The 20,852-nt window shown below is 70.8% G+C and carries 18 protein-coding genes; 11 read left to right on the top strand and 7 right to left on the bottom strand.

Features of this window, described 5'->3' with window-relative positions; genetic code table 11:
- Positions 1–365: 365 nt before the first annotated feature.
- Positions 366–1,676, top strand: a complete 1,311-nt coding sequence (locus tag ACIBM5_RS36320) for a TetR/AcrR family transcriptional regulator (protein ID WP_391586708.1) — start codon at positions 366–368, stop codon at positions 1,674–1,676.
- Between the two features lie 345 nt (positions 1,677–2,021).
- On the opposite strand, the gene ACIBM5_RS36315 is transcribed toward ACIBM5_RS36320, so the two are convergent.
- The 4 genes from ACIBM5_RS36315 to ACIBM5_RS36300 form a co-directional block, all read right to left on the bottom strand.
- Positions 2,022–2,546: a carboxymuconolactone decarboxylase family protein gene (locus tag ACIBM5_RS36315; RefSeq protein WP_391586709.1), complete on the bottom strand. Its 525-nt coding sequence runs from the start codon at positions 2,544–2,546 to the stop codon at positions 2,022–2,024.
- Positions 2,547–2,549: 3 nt separating this feature from the next.
- The gene (locus ACIBM5_RS36310) at positions 2,550–3,101 is read right to left on the bottom strand and encodes a peroxiredoxin (protein ID WP_078976832.1); all 552 of its coding nucleotides are present in this window, start codon (positions 3,099–3,101) and stop codon (positions 2,550–2,552) included.
- A 429-nt stretch (positions 3,102–3,530) separates the two neighbouring features.
- Positions 3,531–4,040, bottom strand: a complete 510-nt coding sequence (locus ACIBM5_RS36305; RefSeq protein ID WP_396010977.1) for a hypothetical protein — start codon at positions 4,038–4,040, stop codon at positions 3,531–3,533.
- Positions 4,041–4,437: 397 nt separating this feature from the next.
- Positions 4,438–4,902 (bottom strand): ATP-binding protein, encoded by a 465-nt coding sequence (locus tag ACIBM5_RS36300; protein WP_396010975.1) that lies wholly within the window; start codon positions 4,900–4,902, stop codon positions 4,438–4,440.
- A gap of 227 nt (positions 4,903–5,129) precedes the next feature.
- On the opposite strand from ACIBM5_RS36300, the gene ACIBM5_RS36295 reads away from it, so the two are divergent.
- Complete coding sequence (locus tag ACIBM5_RS36295) at positions 5,130–5,972, top strand: helix-turn-helix domain-containing protein (protein WP_396010974.1); 843 nt, start codon at positions 5,130–5,132, stop codon at positions 5,970–5,972.
- Complete coding sequence (locus ACIBM5_RS36290; protein ID WP_396010973.1) at positions 5,942–6,160, top strand: DUF397 domain-containing protein; 219 nt, start codon at positions 5,942–5,944, stop codon at positions 6,158–6,160. Before ACIBM5_RS36295 ends, ACIBM5_RS36290 begins: the two co-directional genes overlap by 31 nt.
- A gap of 399 nt (positions 6,161–6,559) precedes the next feature.
- On the opposite strand, the gene ACIBM5_RS36285 is transcribed toward ACIBM5_RS36290, so the two are convergent.
- The gene (locus tag ACIBM5_RS36285) at positions 6,560–7,456 is read right to left on the bottom strand and encodes an ABC transporter permease (RefSeq protein WP_396010972.1); all 897 of its coding nucleotides are present in this window, start codon (positions 7,454–7,456) and stop codon (positions 6,560–6,562) included.
- Between the two features lie 118 nt (positions 7,457–7,574).
- A complete protein-coding gene (locus ACIBM5_RS36280; protein ID WP_396010971.1) occupies positions 7,575–10,352 on the bottom strand; it encodes an alpha/beta fold hydrolase in 2,778 nt (925 codons plus the stop codon).
- Between the two features lie 163 nt (positions 10,353–10,515).
- Between ACIBM5_RS36280 and ACIBM5_RS36275 the strand changes: the two genes are divergently transcribed.
- From ACIBM5_RS36275 to ACIBM5_RS36245, 7 genes are all read left to right on the top strand, one after another.
- Positions 10,516–11,331, top strand: a complete 816-nt coding sequence (locus ACIBM5_RS36275; protein WP_396010970.1) for a (Fe-S)-binding protein — start codon at positions 10,516–10,518, stop codon at positions 11,329–11,331.
- Entirely contained in the window at positions 11,328–12,824 is a 1,497-nt protein-coding gene (locus ACIBM5_RS36270; protein WP_396010969.1) for a lactate utilization protein B, read from the top strand. Before ACIBM5_RS36275 ends, ACIBM5_RS36270 begins: the two co-directional genes overlap by 4 nt.
- A complete protein-coding gene (locus tag ACIBM5_RS36265; RefSeq protein ID WP_396010968.1) occupies positions 12,821–13,468 on the top strand; it encodes a lactate utilization protein C in 648 nt (215 codons plus the stop codon). The genes ACIBM5_RS36270 and ACIBM5_RS36265 overlap by 4 nt, the downstream gene beginning before the upstream one ends.
- Positions 13,469–13,552: 84 nt before the next feature.
- Complete coding sequence (locus tag ACIBM5_RS36260) at positions 13,553–14,968, top strand: class II fumarate hydratase (protein WP_396010966.1); 1,416 nt, start codon at positions 13,553–13,555, stop codon at positions 14,966–14,968.
- Positions 14,969–15,188: 220 nt separating this feature from the next.
- On the top strand, positions 15,189–15,857 hold the full coding sequence (locus tag ACIBM5_RS36255) for a DUF402 domain-containing protein (RefSeq protein ID WP_396010964.1): 669 nt from the start codon (positions 15,189–15,191) through the stop codon (positions 15,855–15,857).
- A gap of 126 nt (positions 15,858–15,983) precedes the next feature.
- Positions 15,984–16,487 carry a SigE family RNA polymerase sigma factor gene (locus tag ACIBM5_RS36250; RefSeq protein ID WP_396010963.1) on the top strand — a complete coding sequence of 168 codons (504 nt, stop codon included), beginning with the start codon at positions 15,984–15,986 and terminating at the stop codon, positions 16,485–16,487.
- 9 nt (positions 16,488–16,496) lie between these two features.
- The gene (locus ACIBM5_RS36245; protein WP_396010962.1) at positions 16,497–17,420 is read left to right on the top strand and encodes a hypothetical protein; all 924 of its coding nucleotides are present in this window, start codon (positions 16,497–16,499) and stop codon (positions 17,418–17,420) included.
- A gap of 192 nt (positions 17,421–17,612) precedes the next feature.
- On the opposite strand, the gene ACIBM5_RS36240 is transcribed toward ACIBM5_RS36245, so the two are convergent.
- Positions 17,613–18,545, bottom strand: coding sequence for a LysR substrate-binding domain-containing protein (locus ACIBM5_RS36240; protein WP_396010961.1), 933 nt, complete (start codon positions 18,543–18,545; stop codon positions 17,613–17,615).
- Positions 18,546–18,772: 227 nt separating this feature from the next.
- Here ACIBM5_RS36240 and ACIBM5_RS36235 point away from each other — a divergent pair, with 227 nt between their 5' ends.
- Positions 18,773–20,761: a ricin-type beta-trefoil lectin domain protein gene (locus ACIBM5_RS36235; protein WP_396010960.1), complete on the top strand. Its 1,989-nt coding sequence runs from the start codon at positions 18,773–18,775 to the stop codon at positions 20,759–20,761.
- The last annotated feature ends 91 nt before the right edge of the window (positions 20,762–20,852 follow it).

Here is a 20,852-nt window from a genome sequence, read left to right as displayed (position 1 = left end):
TGATCCAGCCTGATCTCACCCTGCCCCAGGTGTATGACTAAGTCAAGGATATGATGTCATGGGGTCGAACCCGTCTCGTCCCGGTCCGGGGCGTCCCGGGTCCTGCTGCGGTCGTCGCCTCGGGTCGTAGCGCGTGTGCCGGCTTGGATTCCGCCGGCGCCCCGGGGTCCGGGTGCCGTTTCGGTCGGCACCTCGCCTCGTGTCCCGTGTGCTCCGCGGTCGTGCGCATCCATGGGCGCTCCGCGCTCGTTCGCACTACGACCCGGGTCCGCTCGCGGATGGTTCGGGTGGGGTTGGTGGGACCGGTAGGGACTACCGGAACGTGAGATTCCGCATGGGATTCCCAGGCGTACTACGCTTGGCACGTGTTGAGCGATCGAGCGGGTGCGGAGCGTCACATCAGGCCGCGAGCGGATCGACGCGCGGAGATCATCAGACACGCCTGTGCGCTGTTCGCCAAGCGGGGCTACGGCGCCACGACGGTCCGTCAGATCGCCGAATCCGCGGACATGCTCTCGGGCAGCCTGTACCACCACTTCCCGTCCAAGGAAGCGATGTTGCTCGAAGTACTCGACACCTTCTTCGCGGACATCATGAGTCGGCAGCGGGCCACGGTCGAGCGCGGCGAGGAGCCGATCGCCACACTGCGCGGCCTGTTGCGGGACAGCCTCGAAGTGATCGGCAACAGCCCCGACGCGGCGGTCGTGGTGGTCGGCGAATCGCGTCGGCTCTCCCGCACCGAGGGCTTCGTCTGGTTGTCCGACCGCACCGCCGAGGCGTCCACCCTGTGGGGGCGGGTGCTGCGCCGGGGGATCGAGGACGGCAGCCTGCGCCGCGACCTGCACCCCGTGTTGTTGTCGCTGATGTTGCAGTCGGCGGTGTGGGGGATGGCCCAGTGGTATCGACCGAGCGGCCGCTACGACCCGGACGCGGCCGCGGGACGCCTGGTGGACGTGTTCGTGCGCGGCATCGTGCGGCCCGGGCGCTACGCCTCGCAGCGGATCTGCAACCTGCTCGGGCCCGCCCGCTATGCCATGCCCACCCTGCGAAGGGTCGGCCCGGTCGAGGACGCCAGGGTCGAGGCGGAGCGGCGGATGGCCCGGGTGCCCCGCCAGGCCGACGCGCGCACCCGGATTCGGATCGCCTCCAACCTGCTCTTCGAGCAGGACGGGTACGCGGGCACCACGGTGCGTCGGATCGCCGACCTGGCCGGTGTGCCGGTCGGCAGCCTTGCCCATCACATCGGTTCCAAGGAGCAGTTGCTCGCCGAACTGCTCGGCGAGTTCCTCGGCGACCTGCGCACCGCGTTCGACAAGGACGCCGCCGCGCAACCGACGCCGGTGGAGCGACTGGCCGGTTTGATCGGGCGGACCGTGGAGGCGCACGCCTACCACGGGGTGTCCACGGTCCTGGCGATAAACGAGGTGCGTGGCGACGAACTCCCGGCGAGCCGGCTGGCCGCGCAGCGTGCCAAGGTCTCCGACACCTGGACCCGGGCGCTGGCCGGCGGCATCCGCTCCGGCGACTTCCACCCGGACCTGGACCCGGTGTTCACCCAGCGGGTGTTGCGCACGGCGATCTCGACGGGGAGTCGGATATATCGCGGGATGGGCGTGCGGGACGCGGTGGGGCTGTACCGGGAGGTCGCGCTGGTCGGGATGAGGGCGGCGCGGTGAGCCCGCGGCACGGCGCGTCGGCGTTCGGCCGCCGGTCGGGGTCGGTTCGGCTGCGTCGGGTGACCCGGTTGTACGGCCTGACTCGACTGTGGTGGGCGACGTGTGCGTTGTGGGTGACTCGCTCGCGGTGGGCGATCCGCTCCCGCCCGGTGGTTCGCGCGCGCGGGCGACGGTGATTGGTCGCGGTCGCGGTTGCCGGCTTCGGGTACGGCGGTTGCGGTGGTGGTGGTCGGTTCGACGAACGCACGAGAGCCCGTCCCCGGGAGTGGGGACGGGCTCTCGTGCGTTGTCGCGGGGTGAAGCGGGGTGTCGCGGGGAGTGCGCCGGTGGGCGATCAGGGCGTGCTCAGCCCTGGTCGGTCTCCAGCGTCACGCCGACCGCGTGGATCACGGCGGCGATCTTGATCGCCTCCTGGATCGTCTCGCGCGACACGCCCTCCTTGCGCAGGACCTGCTCGTGCGACTCCAGGCACCGGCCGCAACCGTTGATCGCCGAGACCGCCAGCGACCACAGCTCGAAGTCGGCCTTCGGGGCACCCGGGTTGGCCATCACGTTCATCCGCAGCCCGGCCCGGAGGTTGCTGTATTCCGGGTCGCCGATGAGGTGCATCGAGCGGTAGTAGACGTTGTTCATCGCCATGATCGCGGCAGCGGCCTTGGCGGCGGTGAACGCCTCGTCGGACAGCCGGCTCTTGGCCTCCGGCTCGAGTTCGGCGAGCACCTTGGGGCTACGCGTGGCGATCGCGCAGGCGAGCACCGTGCCCCAGAGCGTTTGTTCGGCGAGCTTCGAGTTGCCCACGACCGAGCCCAGGTTGAGCTTGAGGTCCTTGGCGTACTCGGGCAGTGCGGCCTTCAGGACGTCGAGACCCATGGATCAGGCGTCCATCAGCTTGGCGGCGTCGAGGGTCTCGCCGCCCTTCTGCCAGTTGCACGGGCACAGTTCGTCGGTCTGCAGCGCGTCGAGGACCCGCAGGACCTCGTCGGGGTTGCGGCCCACCGAGCCGGCGGTGACCATGACGAACTGGATCTCGTTGTTCGGGTCGATGATGAAGACCGCGCGGTCCGCGACACCGTCGGCGTTGAGCACGCCGGCGGCCGAGGACAGCTCGCGCTTGAGGTCGGACAACATCGGGAAGGGCAGGTCGGTCAGGTCCGGGTGGTCCTTGCGCCAGGCCAGGTGCACGAACTCGGAGTCCACGGATACGCCGAGCAGCTGCGCGTCACGGTCCTGGAAGTCCTCGTTGAGCCGACCGAAGGCGGCGATCTCGGTCGGACAGACGAAGGTGAAGTCCTTCGGCCAGAAGAACACGACGCGCCACTTGCCGTCGTAGGACTTGTTGGTGATCTGCTCGAAGGCCTTGTCCGCCTCCAGCGACACAACGCCGGTGAGGTCGTACTCGGGGAACTGGTTACCGACAGTAAGCACTGGGTCTCCTCCGCGAAGGGGCCGGGAAGGCAGGTTCACCATCCCGGTCGGACGTACGTTGATCACGATGCCACAGCGGAATTGATAGATGAAATAAGCAACGGCTCAACCATTGATCGTGATCACCTATCAGTGGGCGAGGGCGGAATGTGCCCAGCTCAGCGCCACGCTCACCGGTTCGATCGCGCGATGTGTGGCGAACGACAGGCGGACGAGGAGCCTACGCGCCGTTGCGTCGAACACCGAATCGGGACATTGGGATGATCTTGCGATCGGGCCTGCCCGGCGGCGATCGAGGTGGCGTGCGGGGTGTGGTGGAGCCGAGTGGGTGACGACGGCAGTTACGGCTCGTGATCGATGCCGGTTCGAGGCCCGGCCCGGGCGGTTTCGGCTCGGTCCGGCCCGTGCTCGGAGTGATCGGCGACGCGGTTACTCCGCCGGTTCCGGGTCCGCCTGTGCCTGTCGCCGTGTCTGTGTCTGCACCTGTGTTTGCGTCTCCGGGTCCGGGCCGAAGGGTGGGTTGTCCCACTCGGCGACCGGCCCGGTCGGTAGGTCGCGTTCGAGGTCGGCCAGGAGGGCGAACCAGGCGGGTCCGGTGGGTGGTTGCACGATGGCGAGGGTGCCGTCGGAGACGGCCCACAGCTCCATGATGCCTCCCGGCGGGCGGCGGCCCGTGTTGTCGTTGCCGACGTAGCGGACGCGGCGGTAGAGGCCCGGGGGTGGGAGCCGGACGATGGCGAGCATGGGCAGGCGGCAGGTGAACTCGACGCCGTTCATGGCGCGTAGGTAGGCGCTGCGACCGTTGACGGCCGTGAGGGTGCCCTCGCGTCCGGTGTGGCCGTCGCGGCACCAGGCGTCCCGGTAGCGCTCGACGAACGCGGCGGCCTTGTTGATCTCCGCACCGGTCGACCAACCCGCCACCCGCTGGGTCGAGTTCATGGTCAGAGGGGCCGTTGCGGGACGATCGGCACGGACCGTACGCACCAGCGCGGTCGACGTGCCGGCAGCCGTCCAGACAGCCGGCGCGCCGGCCGACTCACCCTCGCCCCGGCCCACGTCCGGAATCGGCAACCGCAACCGCCCATCCGGCACCCGTTCGAGCCCGGAAGCTCCCCTGGTGTTGTGGTGAAGACCTTCGGCTTCATCTGTCATCGTTGACCTGTGTCCTTTCTGTCGGGGCGCGAGGGGGTGGGGGCACTGTCCAGGTAGCCCCCACCCCCTACACCGCCCGTCCCCGTGCCGTGGCGCGGGAGCGGTATGGGACCTCGGTCGGCCCGCGCGGGAAGTCCTACGCGCCACCGAGGCAACTCTCGGCGGCCATTCGCCTTGGCAACGGCTATGGGCCAGTGGCGTGTTCGCGGTGGCCGCCCGGGATCGCGACGGCGAACCAGACGTCTTTGCCGGCCGCGTGCACCACGTGGCCGCCGGCCAGGGAGAGCGCCGCCACGAGCATCAGCCCGCGCCCACCCTCGTCATCCGGCCCGGGCTCGACGTCGCGTACCGGCGGTGCGGTGCACCTGTCGCCGACGGCCACCAACAGCCGATCGCCGCCTGGAAGTCGCCACACCTGCACCCGAGTTGCCCCGCCACCGTGCCGAAGCGCATTCCCGTGCAACTCGGCGAGGCACACCCGGAGATCGAACGCGGCGTCCTCATCGCCCCCGACGATCCCCACGACATCGTCCACCAGCCCCCGAAGCGCCTCGGCATCGATCCGCGCGGGCAGGCTCGCGATCAACTCGGCACCTGCCCAAGGCTGGGCGCCTTGGTTGGGGAAGGTTTCGGGAGGTGATGAGGCCATACGTCACTCCAAGTGGCAGGAGGTACAGCCGACTCCGCGCACGAGGTGGTATGTCCCGTCATGCGTAGGTGGCTGCTGTTCGGGACGATAGATGGCGCGCACCAGTGCGCGCCACTGGATCTCTCAAAGATCACTCGATGGTTGCGAGCGATGGGGAAAGGCCGCGCCGAGGGGCATGCCGTGGGGGAGAATGCCGGCGCAGACTAGGACCCGAAGGGGGTGACGCCATGGCCGTCCAGCCGAGCCATGCGCGGCGGCGGCTCGGCGTCGAGTTGCGTCGGCTGCGTACCGAAGCCGCCTTGACGGTGGATCAAGTCGTCCAGGGGCTCGAATGGAGTCGGACCAAACTGATCCGCATCGAGTCCGCGAAGGTCTCGTTGACCCGGCACGACCTGCTGAGGCTGTGCCGCCTCTACGACGCAGACCAGGACGAAGTCCGGCGCGTCGAGGGATGGTTGGACGAGACGAACAGCTTCCGCTGGTGGCAGGCGTACAACCACGTGATCACGCCCACGCTCGAAGAGTTCATCGCGCTGGAATCCCAGGCGGTCAGGATCCACACCGCCAACATCGGAGTGTTTCCCGGGCTGCTCCAGGCGCCCGGCTACGCCCGCGCGGTCTTTGCTTCCGGGCCGCATGTGCCGGACCCCGATGTCGCCGACGCACTTGTCGAACTTCGTGTCCGGCGTCAGAAGATCCTTGACGACGAAGACGTCGAGATCGTGGCCACCATCAGCGCCGCACTGCTCTATGCGGAGACCGGCGGCCGGGAAGTACTGCGTGAGCAACTGTGGCACGTTGCGGCAGTCATGGAACGGCCGAACGTCGAGGTTCGAGTGATCCCCTTCAGCGCCCAGCGGGTGATTCTCACCGGTGGCATCGTCCTGTTCGACTTTCCGGAAGGGATCGATCCGAGCGTTGTCTATACCGAGTACGAAGCCGGCATGGACGCAAAGGATTCGGTAATCGACGTGCGTCGGTTCCGGCGCCTGTTGAATCACCTGCACGACAGCGCACTGTCTCCCGAGGACACCGGAAAGTGCATCGCTACGAGGTTGGAAGAGTTGTGAACCCTCAGCAGATACCCCCGACTTGGCGCACGTCTACGTACTCCGGAAGCTCGGCAAGCAGCGAGTGCGTCGAGGTGGCGCCGTTGGCCGACACAGCCACGGGAGTCCGCGACACCAAGAGCCGCGAGAGTGGCCATATAGCGATAGCTGTCACTTCCTGGACAGCCTTCCTGGAGGCGACGAAGTAGTCCGGTTCCATACGGCGAAGGTCACGCAACGCTCGTAGAGGATGCAGGCACGGTCGGGAGCCAGTGGCGGAAGTCGAGCTACAGCGGCGGAGGGCAGACCTCCCTCCCGGCCGTCGAAGCTCACCATGAAGAGCGAAGCGAGCAGGTACGGCGTGGCTCGTGCACGCCGACGGTTCATGGGCGCGTGCCTCGGCGACGTGGATCGAGGCGCCCACGGTCCATCAGAGCGGCCCGCGCCGTTTGTGGACCGCACTGGACGCGTCCGACACCGCCTGAATGCCGAAGGCGGCCTACCGATCCACGGCAGCCGTGTGCACATCAACCCCGACGGCGTCTGCCACTTCCCGCGCGGCAAGCGGTCCGCCGCCTACGACTGACGCACACGGCAACCCCATGGGCTCAGGACACGATGTCCTTGCGGCCGAAGTGGCGGAAGGCCAGGGCCAGGAAGACGACCGCGTAGGAGACCGAGACCGCCGCGCCCTTGATCATGCCGTCCCATTGGGGGTCGGTCTGGAGGACGTCGACCCAGGCGAACTGCCAGTGGGTGGGCAGGTAGTTCCGCCACGAACCGAGCGCCGTGACCGCGTCGACGATGTTGGAGACCACCACCAGGCCGACCGCGCCGCCCACCGCGCCCAGTGGTGCGTCGGTGACCGTGGACAGCCAGAACGCCATGCCCATCACCACCAGTTGCGCCACCACGCCGTAGACGACCACGACCGACATGCGCCCGAGCGCCTCGCCGGTGGGCAGCGACGCCCCCACCGGCAGGTCCAACGGGCCCCAGCCGAACGCGATCGTGCCCGCGATCATCGCCATCAGCGGCAGCAGCACCAGGGCCAGCACGCTGTAGCCGAGCGCGACCACGAGCTTGACCCACAGCAGCCGCGCCCGCGGCACCGGCGCCGCCAGCAGATAGCGCAGCGAGGACCAACTCGCCTCGCCGGCAACGGTGTCGCCGCAGAACAGCGCCACCGCCACGACCAGCAGGAAGCCGGTCGAGACGAACAGCGTGAACGCGGTGAAGTTCAGCGCGCTCTTGGTCGCCACGTCCACCAGTGTCGGTACCGCGTCCGCCGACGGATCGCCGCCGATCTTGAACGCGGCGACCAGGATCCACGGCAGCGCGAGCAGCAGGCCGATCATGAACAGGGTGCGTCGGCGCCGGAATTGGCGCACGGTCTCGACCCACATCGGCAGCGTGTGCCGGGGCCGATAGCCGTGCGCGTGTGCCGCACCCGGGATCGGGTGCGCACCCTCGTCGGTCGGCAGATCGGGGAGCGTACGGGTCATCGGAACTCCCCAATGAGCGTGCGGGTCGTCCGGGACGTCCCCAAGAGCGTATGAGCCATCCCGGACTCCCCAGTGAGCGTGCGAGCCATCCCGGACTCCCCAATGAGCGTGCGGGTCATCAGGACTCCCCGATGAGCGTCAGGAACGCGTCTTCCAGGCGGCGGCGCGCGGTCACCCGGTCGACCGCGACGCCCGCGCCGACGAGTTCGGCCACCAGGGCGGAGGTCCGCGCACCCGCGAGGTGCACGAGTACGCCGCCCTCCTCGGGCTCCACCGAGCCCACGCCCGGCAGATCCTTCAGGGTTGCGATCGCCAGGTCCGGCACGGGAGTTCCGATCACCAGCGTGTTGCCGTTGCCGACGATCTCGGCGACCGGGCCGGAGGCGATCAGCCGGCCGCGGTGCATCACCACGACGTGCGTACAGGTCTGTTCGACCTCGGCCAGCAGGTGGCTGGAGACCACCACGGTGCGGCCGGTGGCCGCGTAGCCGATCAGCACATCGCGCATCGCCCGGATCTGCGGCGGGTCGAGCCCGTTGGTCGGCTCGTCCAGCACGAGCAGGTCCGGCAGGCCGAGCATCGCCTGCGCGATGGCGAGCCGCTGCCGCATGCCCTGCGAGTAGGTGCGCACGTTGCGGTCCAGCGCCTCGCCCAACCCGGCGATCTCCAACGCCTCGTCGAAGTGCGCGTCGGCGTGCGGGCGGCCGGTGGCGCGCCAGTACAGCGACAGGTTCTCCCGCCCGGACAGGTGCGGCAGGAAGCCGGGACCCTCGACGAACGAGCCGAGCCGGGACAACACCGGCGCACCGGGCCCGACCATCCGGCCGAAGATTCTTATCCCGCCGCCGTCCGGGTGGATCAGCCCCATCAGCATCCGCAGCGTCGTGGTCTTGCCCGCGCCGTTGGGGCCGAGCAGGCCGAGCACCTGGCCCGCCTCCACCTGGAAGGACAGGTCGTCGACGGCGAGCTTGCCGCCCTTGTAGCGCTTGGTCAGGTTCCGGATCTGCAGCGGCACCTCGGCCAGGGCCGGATCCGGTGCGGCCGCCGCCGCGCGGCGCCGCCCGGTGAGCAGCAGCGCGAGCGCGACGAGCACCGCGATCAGCGGCAGGCCCCACGTCCACCACGGGTAGCCGGTCGAGGCCACGTGCAACTGCGGCACCGACGGCACGGTCAACGGGCCGGCGAGCGCGACCCGATAGCTCGCGGGCACGTTCGGCGACGCGAAGCCCAGGTCGGTCGCGGTGAGCACGAGCCGCAGCCGGTGGCCCGAGTCGACCTGATGGTCGATCGCCGGCAACCGGATCTCCACGTCCCGCCCGGCCGCCGCACCGGTCACCCGGATCGGCGCCGCGAGCTGGTGCGGCAACACGGTGCCGCCACCCGGTGCGACGTCGTACAGCTTCGCGAACAGCACGACGTCGTCGGCGCCGGAGACCCGCACCCGTGCGGTCGGCGAGCCGGTGATCCAGGTGCTCTGGTCGAAGCGCTCGCTCTGGAAGAACGCGCTCTGCCCCGGCAGGTCGAACGCGATCCCGCCCAGGTCGCCCGCCCCCGACGCGAGCGCGCCCAGGCTGCCGGCGCCGGCCAGCAGGCCCAGCCCGGGCAGCCCGGACACCGAGGTCGGCGCACCCCCCGGCGGATTGGCCACCGTCTGCTCCGGCCCGGCCAGCGCGACCGCACGCTGCCGGGTGCCGTCGAGGCCGGGATAGCGGGCGGCGTCGGCGACCCGCAGCCGCTGCTCACGCGTGGCGCTGTCCACCCCGCCCGAGCGGGTCACCCGAAACTCCCCGGCGGCGGTCGGCGCGCCCGCCTTCGGCGCGGTCTCGACCGGCTTCAGCCACCGGTCGAACCACCCGGTGACCCGATCGCGCACCATCGCGCTCTGCGGCCGGCCGCCGTCGTGCCCGCCCGCCGTCCACACCACTTCCACCGGCGCGCCGTTGTGCGCGATCGCGGCGGCATTGCGGTCGGCTTGGTCGAGCGGGAACAGCGAGTCGTTCTGGCCCTGGATCAACAGCGTGGGCACCGCGATCCGGTCCGCGACCGACGCCGGACTGGCCCGCCGAAGCAGGTCGACCGCCTGTGGCGTGGACTTGCCCCCGACGGCCACCTCGCGGTAGATCGTGCACACCTGCTCGGCGAACCGGCCGCAGCCGGTGTTCGCGTCTATCGGGGCGAGCGCGCCCAGCGGAGCGGTGCCGGAGGAGAAGAACAGCCCGGCCCACATCTTCTTGAACACCCCGTCGGCGGGCCCGCCGCCCGCCGCGTTCGGCAGCAGCGCGCCGGCGAGGTCGTGCCAGGTGATCTGCGGAGCGATCGTGTCCACCCGCGGGTCGTAGGCCGCGGTCAGCAGCGCGAGCGCACCGCCGTAGGAGGCGCCCGCGACACCCACGCGCGGGTCGCCCGGCCCGTCCAGACGCACCTCGGGCCGGGCCGCCAGCCAGTCGATCAGCGCCCGCGCGTCGGCCACCTCGTAGTCCGGCTGGTCCAGCATGATCTGCCCGGCCGAGCCGCCGAAGCCGCGTGCCGAGTAGGTCAGCACCACATACCCCGAACGGGCCAGCGCCTCCGCGTCCCGGCGCAACTCGGCCTTGCTGCCGCCGAATCCGTGCGCGAGCAGTACGGCGGGCGCCCGCTCGCGCACTCCCGGCGGCAGGAACAGCGTGGTGTCGATGCCGATCCGGGCCGGATCGCCCGGCCCGGCGGCGACGTCGATGCGCTGCTCGGTGGCCGATACCGGCGGCGCCGGGTGGTCCCGAACCAGAGCGCCGATCCCCAGTACCGCGACGATCACCACCACGAGGGCCAGGACGGCGGCCAGGACACGTGATCGACGCGTGGTCAACCGCGAACGCGCAACGGCAAAGGGGCGGCCGAGTGCCGTCCGGAGGCTCATGGGCCGACCCTACGTGGTGCAAAGCCGCAGACACGCCCAGGCCCCCGCCGGGCCGTCCCGCCCGATCCCCCGCCGACCCGGCGTCACACGACCGGACGCGTGCGGCAGGTTTGGCCGGGCGCCCGCCGGAGGACATCCGTACAGTCGATCGAGGAGGTCAATTGTGCGCCTTGCCCTTTTCATCACGTGCTTCAACGACACGCTCTTCCCGGAGACCGGCAAGTCCGTGGTTCGGGTGTTGCGGCGCCTCGGACACGAGGTGGAGTTCCCGTACGGCCAGGTGTGCTGCGGGCAGATGCACTTCAACTCCGGCTACCGCGAGGACGCGGTGCCGCTGGTGCGCTCCTTCGTCGACGCCTTCGAGGGCTACGACGCGGTGGTCGTGCCGTCCGGGTCGTGCACCGCGATGGTGCGCGAGTACCACGCGAGCGTTGCCCGACAGGCGGGCGGCACGCTGCCGGCCGGCGTCGCCCGGGTCGCGCCGAAGGTGTTCGAGTTCGGCGAGTTCCTGGTCGACGTGCTCGGCGTCACCGACGTGGGCGCCTACTTCCCGCACAGCGTCGCCTACCACCCCACCTGCCACTCGCTGCGGCTGCTGCGGGTGGGCGATCGGCCGACCCGGCTGCTGCGCGCGGTCCGCGGCCTCACCCTGGTGGACCTGTCGCGCGCGGACGAATGTTGCGGATTCGGCGGCACGTTCGCGGTCAAGAACGTGGACACCTCGGTGGCGATGGGCGCCGACAAGGTGAGCGCCGCGCTGGAATCGGGCGCGCAGGTGTTGTGCGCGGGGGACAACTCGTGCCTGACCCACATCGGCGGACTGATCTCGCGACAACAGGCGGGCATCCGGGTGCTGCACCTCGCGGACATCCTGGCCTGCACCGAGGCGCTGCCGGACGTGCCGCCGTACGGGCCGGGCCCGGACACCGGCGCGGGGTTCCTCGCCGCGCAGACCCCGGGACCGGAGGTGGCGCGATGACCGCGTCCGTACGCAGGGAACCCACCTTCGTCGGCATGCCGCCGTTCCCGGAGGCCGCGCACGCGGAGCTGGCGAACGACGTACAGCGGGCCAACCTGCGCGCGGCCACGCACACCATCCGGGCCAGGCGCGACGAGGTGGTCGCCGAGCTGCCCGACTGGGAGCTGCTGCGGCGCGCAGGCGCGGCGATCAAGGACGACGTGCTGGCCCGACTGCCCGACCACCTCGAACGCCTGGAGGTCGCGGTGCGCGCGGCCGGCGGCGTCGTGCACTGGGCCCGGGACGCGGCCGAGGCGAACGCGATCGTGGTCGCGATCGCCCGGGCCGCGGGCGTGGACGAGGTGGTCAAGGTCAAGTCGATGGTCACCGAGGAGATCGAGCTGAACAACGCGCTGGCCGAGGCGGGCATCCACGCGTGGGAGACCGACCTGGCACAGCTGATCGTGCAGCTCGGCGAGGATCTGCCGTCGCACATCCTGGTGCCCGCGATCCACCGCAACCGGGCCGAGATCCGGGACATCTTCGTCCGCGAGATGGGCCGGGTCGGCCGACCGGCGCCCAAGCACCTGAGCGACGACCCGGCCGCACTGGCCGCCGCCGCCCGCCGGCATCTGCGGGAGAAGTTCCTGCGCGCCAGGGTCGCGGTCTCCGGCGGCAACTTCGCGATCGCCGACACCGGCACGGTGTGCGTGGTCGAGTCCGAGGGCAACGGGCGGATGTGCCTGACCCTGCCCGAGACGCTGATCACCGTGCTCGGCGTGGAGAAGCTGCTGCCCACGTGGGGCGATTTGGAGGTGTTCCTGCAACTGCTCCCGCGCAGTGCGACCGGCGAGCGGATGAACCCGTACACCTCGATGTGGACCGGAGTCACCCCCGGCGACGGCCCGCAGGAGTTCCACCTGATCCTGCTCGACAACGGCCGCTCGGACGTGTTGGCCGACCCGGTGGGCCGGCAGGCGCTGCGCTGCATCCGCTGCTCGGCCTGCCTGAACGTGTGTCCGGTGTACGAGCGCACCGGCGGCCACGCGTACGGGTCGGTGTATCCCGGGCCGATCGGCGCGATCCTCACCCCGCAGCTGCGCGGTATCGCGGCACACCGGGTGGACGCGCAGACCGCGTCGTTGCCGTTCGCGTCCTCGCTGTGCGGCGCGTGCTTCGACGCGTGCCCGGTGCGGATCGACATCCCCGAGGTGCTCCTCCACCTTCGTGCACAGGTTGTGGACGGCGGGCGGGGACCGCACGACCGGGCCGAGGAAGCCGGCATGACGGCCGTGCGGTGGGCCTTCGAGAAACCGTGGCGGATCGGCTTCGCGCAGCACGTGGCCGGGGTCGGCGCGCGGTTCGTCCGGCACGGGGTGATCGGCCGGGTCCCGCTGCCGAAGCGGTTCACCGGTCCGGTCGGCGCGTGGTTCGGCGACCGGGACGCGCCCGCGCCGCCGGCCGAGTCGTTCCGCTCCTGGTTCAAGCGCACCGACGGCGGTCTGGAGGAATGACGGTGGAGCGATACGAGGCGGACCGCGACGCTCGTACGGTGATCCTCGACCGGCTGCGCACGGCCCTGGACGACCGGCCCAAGCCGCCGCCGGTGCGTCGGACGTACCGGCGCGAACGCCCGGCGGGCCTGGACGTGGCCGGCCGGTTCGCCGAACGGGTCGCCGACTACGAGGCCACCGTGCTGCGCGTGCACGACACCCGGGATTTGCTGCCGGCCGCGAGCGACCTGCTGCGCGAAGCCGGCGTGACCCGCATGGTGGTGCCGTCCGGGAAGAAGCTCGCCTGGCTGGCCCGGCTCGGCGTCGAACTGGTGGCGGACTCGCCCGCGCTGGACCACGACACGCTCGGCGAGATCGACGCGGTGGCCACCGGATGTGCGCTGGCCATCGCCGAGACCGGCACGATCGTCCTGGACACCGGCCCGGACCAGGGTCGTCGGGTGCTCACCCTGCTGCCCGACTACCACCTGTGCGTGGTGCGCGCCGACCAGATCGTGGGCACCGTGCCGGAGGCGGTCGCCCTGCTGGATCCGCGCCGTCCGCAGACCTGGATCTCCGGCCCGTCGGCGACCAGCGACATCGAACTGGCGCGGGTGGAGGGCGTACACGGGCCGCGCACGTTGCACGTCCTGCTGATCGGGTAGCCGAGTGTGCGGGGCATCCCTCAGGAACAGGCCGGGCCGGCGGGCCGTTGTGGCCTTGGAACGCTCATCCAGGAGGCGACAGCGATGTCCGAGGCAGCACCGTCCGCAGATTCGACCGCCGAGTTCCGCATCGAGCACGACTCGATGGGCGAGGTGCGGGTGCCCGTCGCCGCCAAGTGGCGGGCGCAGACCCAGCGCGCCGTCGAGAACTTCCCGATCTCCGGGCAGCGCCTGGAGCCCGCGCACGTGGAGGCGCTGGCCCGGATCAAGGGCGCGGCAGCGCGGGTGAACGCCGAACTGGGCGTGCTGGACAAGGACACCGCGGAGGCGATCGAGCAGGCCGCGATGGAGGTCGTGACCGGCCGATGGGCCGACCAGTTCCCGGTGGACGTGTTCCAGACCGGCTCGGGCACCTCCTCGAACATGAACATGAACGAGGTGCTCGCCACCCTGGCCACCGAGCGCCTGGGCCGGGACGTGCACCCCAACGACCACGTCAACGCGTCCCAGTCGTCCAACGACGTGTTCCCGTCCTCGATCCACATCGCGGCGGCGCTCGCGGTCACCCACCGGCTGATCCCCTCGCTCGACCACCTCGCCTCCACCCTGGAATCGAAGGCGGTCGAGTTCGCCGACGTGGTCAAGTCCGGGCGCACCCACCTGATGGACGCCACGCCGGTGACCCTGGGTCAGGAGTTCGGCGGCTATGCGGCGCAGGTGCGTTACGGCGTCGAGCGGTTGCAGGCGAGCCTGCCCCGTGTGGTCGAACTGCCGCTGGGCGGCACCGCGGTGGGCACCGGCATCAATACCCCGCCGGGTTTCTCGGCGCGGGTGATCGCGGAGATCGCGGCCTCCACCGGGCTGGGCTTCACCGAGGCGCGCGACCACTTCGAGGCGCAGGGCGCGCGGGACGGACTGGTCGAGTTGTCCGGCCAGTTGCGCACCATCGCGGTCGGCCTGAACAAGATCGTCAACGACCTGCGCTGGATGGGCTCGGGGCCGCGCACCGGGCTGGCCGAGATCCGGCTGCCGGATCTGCAACCGGGTAGCTCGATCATGCCGGGCAAGGTCAATCCGGTGATCCCCGAGGCGGTCGGCCAGGTGGTCGCGCAGGTGATCGGCAACGACGCGGCGGTGGCCTTCGGCGGCGCGGCGGGCAACTTCGAACTCAACGTGATGTTGCCGGTGATCGCCCGCAACCTGCTCGAATCGATCCGGCTGCTCGGCAACGTGACGCGGGTGCTGGCCGACCGCACGGTGGCCGGCATCGAGGCGGACGTGGAACGCATGCGCGAGTACGCCGAATCGTCCCCCTCGGTGGTCACCCCGCTGAACCGCTTCCTGGGCTACGAGGAGGCGGCGAGGATCGCCAAGCAGTCGCTGGCCGAGCGCAAGACGATCCGGCAGGTGGTGATCGAGCGCGGACACGTGTCGGCGGGCCGGCTGACCGAGGCCGAACTCGACGCGGCGTTGGACGTGCTCGGGATGACCCACCCGTGACACGGCGCGTCGGCCGGCGGGCGGTGGGCGGTGGGCGCACTGCGGCGTGTGCGCGGCGGTGGGAGTGGGGCGGGTGCACGGCGGTCGGCGCGTACGCAGGGTCACGGGTGCGTACGCACACACCCGTGATGTTCTTCGCATGATGACCCACCCGTAACATGACTCACGGTCAGGTGTTACGGGCGCTGGGTAAATCAACGTCATGTCTAACATCCTGCGCATGCACGAGCACTTCGAGGATCCCCGCTCCGCGCCCGGCGCCTGGTCTCCCGGCGACCAGGTGTTGTGGCGCTATCTGCGCGGCGACCAGGTCCTGGACTGCCGTCCGGTGACCGTCGTTCGCGACGACCCGGACCAACTCGCGGTCTGGCTGGCCGGGGGCACGTCCCGGGTCAAGCCGATGTTGCCGGACGGGTCCGACATCCGAACGGCGCCGATCGAACGCAGATTTCGGCTCGGCCGGATCCCCTCGATCGTCGAGTGGACCGGGACCGGGGTGCTGATGCTGGCCCGACCCGGCGAACCGTGGTCGGTCTGGCTGTTCTGGCAGGCCGACTGGCGCTTCTCCGGCTGGTACGTCAACCTCGAACGCCCGCGCACCCGGTGGTCCGGCGGTGTGGACACCGAGGACCACGTGCTGGACGTGTGGGTCACCCCGGACCGGCGCTGGGAGTACAAGGACCAGGACGAACTGGCCGCCTCCCGGGAGGCGGGCCGGCTCACCGACGAGCAGGTCGAGGCGATCGAGGCCGAGGGGCGGGCCGCGGTCGAGGCCATCCGGGCCTGGGGCGCGCCGTTCGACCAGGGCTGGGAGAACTGGCGCCCGGACCCGGCCTGGCCGCTGCCGCAACTCCCGGACGACTGGGCGGACAACGTCCGGATCGCGTAGCCGCTTCCGCGGGAACTCGGGCCCGACCTCGGTCGGGCCCGACGTGTTTTCGCGCTCCGCCGGAACTCGGGTGCAACCCTTTCGACTCTCGGTCGCTCTGAACGGGGTGACAACGAGGGGGTCGAGATGCCGACAACCGGCCGGCGAGATTTCGAGGAGTACGCGCGGGCACGCCAACATCAGCTCTATCGCACCGCGTACCTGCTGTGCGGGGACGCCGATCGGGCCCAGGACCTGGCTCAGACCACGCTGGCCAAGCTGTTCCGGCATTGGAAGCGGGCGAGCCGCGCGGAGAACCTGGACGCGTATGCCAAGACCGTGCTCAGCCGCACCTTCCTGAGCGAGCAGCGCGGCCGGCGACGCGAACACGCGGCGCACGAACTCGGTTCGAGAGCACCCGAGTCGGGACAACACCCGGACCTGCGGCTGACCCTGCTCGCCGCGCTGGACATGCTGCCGCCCAAGCCGCGCGTGATGGTCATCCTGCGCTACTGGGAGGACCTGAGCGTGGAGAGCGTCGCCACCCTGTTGCGCTGCAGCACCGGCAACGTCAAGAGCCAGTGCGCTCGTTCGATGGCCAAGCTGCGGGCCGAACTCGGAGACCTCCACCTGTACTCGACGGAAAGCTGAGGGGTCGTCATGCTGCGCGAAGACAGTGGTGATCGGGAGTTTCGGATGGTGTTGGATCGGGCCACGGCCGAACTGCCCCCGCTGCCCGACCTGGTCCCCGGCGCGGTGCGCCAGGGGCGTCGGCGGCGGCTTCGGTCCCGGGCGATGATCGGTGTGGTGGGCGCCGCTTCGGTCGCGGCGATCGCCGCGCCGACCCTGCTGCTCGCGCCATGGGCGGGCGGCGACACGGGCCGGGCGGGCAGTTCACGGCCCGGCGAGCTGCCGCTGAATCCGGCGAACTGGCCGACCGACCAGCCGCTCGCCGCGCCGACGACGGCATATCCGACGGTGCACGTGACGCCGACCAGGGAGGGCAGGACCGGGGAGCCGACCCGAGCCGAGGTCGAACTGCGGTACGCCTTCAAGCAGAAGGTCGCGGATGTGATCACGAAGCTGTTGCCCCCGGACGCGGGCCGCATCGTGATTCCGGACAACAGCGTGAACGCGTTCCGCCTGGTCGCCGGTGACAGGACGTACAACTTCACGGTCCGGGTCGACCCGCCGACGCCTGCCGCCGACGAAACCGGTCTCGCGAACGGCCCGGCGGGCAGCAACGCGGTAGCGGGGAACAAGCCCTGTTCCGCGCGGCTGCCCCAGAACCCGCCGGTGCCGTGCGCCGACGGGCGGTTGCCGGACGGGAGTGCGATCTCGGTCGGCCACATCTCGGCGGCGAAGGGCGCCGGGCCGAGCGGCATCAAGGAGGGTCCGCCGCCCCCGTCCACGCCGATCGCGCATTTCGCCTATCACGGGGCCGAGGTGATGTTCACCCTGTTCCGGGACGAGCGGACCGACTCGGCGCCGCCGGTGAGCAACGAGCAGGTGCTCCGGGTGGTCACCGACCCGACCTTCCTGGAGGTCGTCGACTTCTGGCGCACGCAGCCGATCAACGGCTGACCGTTCGGGCCCGTTCGGCTCTCCCGGACGGGGTGGAGGGCGACCGGAAGCCGGCGAGAAAGCGGTCGGGGCGCGGGTGTGACCCGCGCCCGACGCCGGGGCGGGGCCGGGGCGGTTGCTCCGACCGGGTCGGTCGTTCCGGTCCGGCAGGAGGCCGGGGTGGCGCGGTCCCCAGGATCCGCCGGACACGGCCTAACGCACCACTCGCACCGGCAGGGCGTCGACCGCGCGGCGCAGGGCTATCGCCAGGTCGGCGAACTCCTCGCTTCGTCCCGTGCTGGAGCGCATCACCAGGCCGATGCGCCGGTACGGGGCGGGTGCGGCGAAGCGGGACACCGCCAGTTGTGAGCCCGGTCGGGTCTCCACGTCGATCGCGGTCTGCGGCAGCAGGGTGACGCCCAGGCCGCCCGCGACCAGTTGCACCAGGGTGGGCAGGCTCGCCGCGCGGGTCGCCCCCGCCTCGCCCGCACCCACCTCGCGGCACACGTCCAGGGCCTGGTCGCGCAGGCAGTGGCCCTCGTCCAGGAGTAGTACGTCCAGGCCGCGCAGCGCGGAGCGCGGCACGTCGGAGCGGTCCGCCAGCTCGTGTCCCTCGGGCACGACCAGGGTGAAGTCCTCCTCGTAGAGCGGGATCTCCTCGACGCCCGAGATGCCGGAGGGCAGCGCGAGCAGCAGCAGGTCCAGCCGACCGCTGGTGAGACCGTCCAGCAGCGAGCCGGTCTGCTCCTCGTGCACGTACAGCCGCAGCTCCGGATACTCCTCGCGGACCAGCCGCAGCAGCGCCGGCAGCACGTACGGGGCGACCGTGGGGATCACCCCCAGGTGCAGCGGGCCGGTGAACGGGCGGCGGGCGGATTCCGCCTCGTCGACCAGGTCGGCGAGCGCGTCGAGCACGCGGCGCGCGTGCCGGGCGACCCGCTCGCCGGCCGGGGTGAGCAGGACCCGGCGCGTGGTGCGCTCCACCAACCGGGTGCCCAGCGCCTCCTCCAGCGCGGCGATCGCTCCGGAGAGTGCGGGCTGGCTGGTGCCCACCGCGGCGGCCGCGTCGCGGAAATGCAGGTGGTCGGCGACCGCGGAAAAGGCCCTGAGCTGCGACAACGTCGGCGTGCGAGTGCTGATGTACATCACCTGTCGAATGCGTGCGGACGGTCCATCCCACCGTTCTTCCACGATAGGGCAACCGGTTCGATCGGTTCGGATGCGCGCTCGCGTCCTGTCGGTGCGGCCAGGGTTGTCGGGTAAATGCCTTCATTTCCCGTCTACCCACCGGTAGCTTTCATTCGCTTCACAGTGCCCAAGTCCCCTTTGGGCGGCTCGTGCGTGTTCCTTCCATGCCACGAAGGCGAGGGTGCATGTCCACATTCGAGCGTGTGCGCGACAAGGTCCTACCGGTGGCGCTGATGGCGACCCTGATCGGCCTCACCGGCGGCCTGCCGGGCCGGGCGGCGGGCACCACCGCGGCCGGCTCCGCGGCCACCGCGCTGTCCCCGCAACTGGAGGCGATCCGGCAGAGCGAGGCCCAGGCGCTGTACGGGAGCACCGGGGTCAAGCCGTTGGCCGAGCGCAAGACCTCGCTGATCTCGCTCGGCGACAGCGAGATCGCCGGTGAGGGCGTCGGCGTGTACGAACCCGGCACGGACGGCCCGGACAACTGGTGTCACCGGTCGCCCGACGCGGCCATCCACCGGACCGGGATCCCGGCCGACGTGACGTACAACGTCGCGTGCTCCGGGGCGTCCACCGTGAACATCCGGATCGGCGGCAGCAAGCAGTACGCCGACGAACTCGTGCAATCGGACAACCTGGCGATCAAGGCGCGCAACACGCGCGTGCAACTGATCCTGCTGGTGGCGGGCGCCAACGACGACATCCGGTTCGGCCCGACCATGACCGACTGCGTGACCAGGCGGGTGCTCTTCCAGGGCGAGTGCTACGGCACCTACCAGCCCGGCTGGCAGGCGCGCGCGGACGCGATGCGACCCAAGGTCGAGCAGACCGTTCGCGATCTGAAGACCACGATGGCGGACGCGGGCTACCGAAGCGGCGACTACAAGCTCGTGGTGATGGGCTACCCGTCGCCGATCGCCCCGGACGTCGAGGACAACCCCGACTTCCCCGGCTGGTACGCGGGCGGGTGCCTCGGCTACCTGCGTGACGCGGCGTGGGGACGCAACGAGGCGGTGCCGATCTTCGAGCGGGCGGAGCGGCAGGCCGCGGCGAACACCGGCGCGATCTACCTGGACAACTCGCGGCTGTTCCACGGCCACGAGGTCTGTACCGACAACACCTGGGCGCGCGGGTTGTGGTTCGCCGGGCCGGACATCCTCGACCCGAACACCACCCGGCAGAGCTTCCACCCCAACGCCCGCGGCCACCTGGCCTTCGCGTCCTGCCTGACCCAGCTGTACAACTCCGGCTGGAACCAAGCCGGTTGTGCGGACTCGGCAAGCACGGGAGCGGTCACGCTGTACCGCGGCGTGCCCAGCGCCGACTTCAGGCAACTGCGCAACGAGGGCACCGGGTTGTGCGCCGACGCGTACGGCTTCTCCTCGCGCAACCGAACCCCGGTGGACCTGTGGCCCTGCCACGGCGGACGCAACCAGGGCTTCTGGTACGACGCCGCGAACCAGTCGCTGCACACCGAGCTGAGCCAGGATCGATGTGTGGATCCGCAGGGCGGCGGGCGCGGTCCGGGCACCGCGCTGGTGTTGTGGAACTGCGACGGCGGCGGCAACCAGCGCTTCGTCGAGGTCGCGGGCACGCTGCGACCGGCCGACACGCAGTCCCTGTGCGTCGCGCCGGCGGCGGTGGATTCGACCCTGGGGGCCAGGCTCGTGCTCGCCGGATGCGACGGATCGACGGCGCAGCGCTGGGTGAAGGAGACCGGGCAGGCGGTGCGGTTCGCCGAGCTGAAGTCCGGGGGCACCGCCAAGTGCCTGGACGTGGACGGCGGCACGATGACCTCCGGGCGCGGCGTGCTGGCCTGGGACTGCACCGGCAACGACAACCAGAAGTGGTGGCGCAACGCCGCCACGGGCCAGGTGCACAGCCTCAGGGACCCGGCGTTCTGCCTCGACAACCGCGGTGCCACGGCGGCGGGCAGCGCCATGGGCATCTGGCGCTGTGACGACGCGCACGGCGCGTACCTGAACAACCTGCGCTTCGACGTGGGCGCGGACGGCCGACTGATCAGCCGGGTCTCCGGGCTGGTCGCGACCGCGCCGACCGCGGGCAACGGGGCGATCACCCAGCAGCCGGCCGGAGCCTCGGCCACGCAGCAGTGGACGGCGGGCGCCTCGGTGCCGCTGCCGTACTCGGTGATTCCGTACGACGCCTACTGATCCGCAGGTCGCATACCCGGCCCCCGCCCCGAGCACGGGCGGGGGCCGCGGTGCGCCGGGTTCGGTCCGAGGGAGCCCCCGTCATCGCGGC

This window comes from Embleya sp. NPDC050493 (genome assembly GCF_044458105.1).
GTDB lineage: Bacteria > Actinomycetota > Actinomycetes > Streptomycetales > Streptomycetaceae > Embleya.
This window is presented reverse-complemented; position numbering and strand designations above follow the sequence as displayed.

What these genes read in the sequence shown, in the direction of transcription:
- ACIBM5_RS36315 (WP_391586709.1), bottom strand. Translation starts at nt 2,546, where the DNA reads ATGGGTCTCGACGTCCTGAAGGCCGCACTGCCCGAGTACGCCAAGGAC.
- ACIBM5_RS36305 (WP_396010977.1), bottom strand. Translation starts at nt 4,040, where the DNA reads ATGAACTCGACCCAGCGGGTGGCGGGTTGGTCGACCGGTGCGGAGATC.
- ACIBM5_RS36300 (WP_396010975.1), bottom strand. Translation starts at nt 4,902, where the DNA reads ATGGCCTCATCACCTCCCGAAACCTTCCCCAACCAAGGCGCCCAGCCT.
- ACIBM5_RS36295 (WP_396010974.1), top strand. Translation starts at nt 5,130, where the DNA reads ATGGCCGTCCAGCCGAGCCATGCGCGGCGGCGGCTCGGCGTCGAGTTG.
- ACIBM5_RS36285 (WP_396010972.1), bottom strand. Translation starts at nt 7,456, where the DNA reads ATGACCCGTACGCTCCCCGATCTGCCGACCGACGAGGGTGCGCACCCG.
- ACIBM5_RS36280 (WP_396010971.1), bottom strand. Translation starts at nt 10,352, where the DNA reads ATGAGCCTCCGGACGGCACTCGGCCGCCCCTTTGCCGTTGCGCGTTCG.
- ACIBM5_RS36270 (WP_396010969.1), top strand. Translation starts at nt 11,328, where the DNA reads ATGACCGCGTCCGTACGCAGGGAACCCACCTTCGTCGGCATGCCGCCG.
- ACIBM5_RS36265 (WP_396010968.1), top strand. Translation starts at nt 12,821, where the DNA reads ATGACGGTGGAGCGATACGAGGCGGACCGCGACGCTCGTACGGTGATC.
- ACIBM5_RS36260 (WP_396010966.1), top strand. Translation starts at nt 13,553, where the DNA reads ATGTCCGAGGCAGCACCGTCCGCAGATTCGACCGCCGAGTTCCGCATC.
- ACIBM5_RS36255 (WP_396010964.1), top strand. Translation starts at nt 15,189, where the DNA reads ATGCACGAGCACTTCGAGGATCCCCGCTCCGCGCCCGGCGCCTGGTCT.
- ACIBM5_RS36250 (WP_396010963.1), top strand. Translation starts at nt 15,984, where the DNA reads ATGCCGACAACCGGCCGGCGAGATTTCGAGGAGTACGCGCGGGCACGC.
- ACIBM5_RS36245 (WP_396010962.1), top strand. Translation starts at nt 16,497, where the DNA reads ATGCTGCGCGAAGACAGTGGTGATCGGGAGTTTCGGATGGTGTTGGAT.
- ACIBM5_RS36240 (WP_396010961.1), bottom strand. Translation starts at nt 18,545, where the DNA reads ATGTACATCAGCACTCGCACGCCGACGTTGTCGCAGCTCAGGGCCTTT.
- ACIBM5_RS36235 (WP_396010960.1), top strand. Translation starts at nt 18,773, where the DNA reads ATGTCCACATTCGAGCGTGTGCGCGACAAGGTCCTACCGGTGGCGCTG.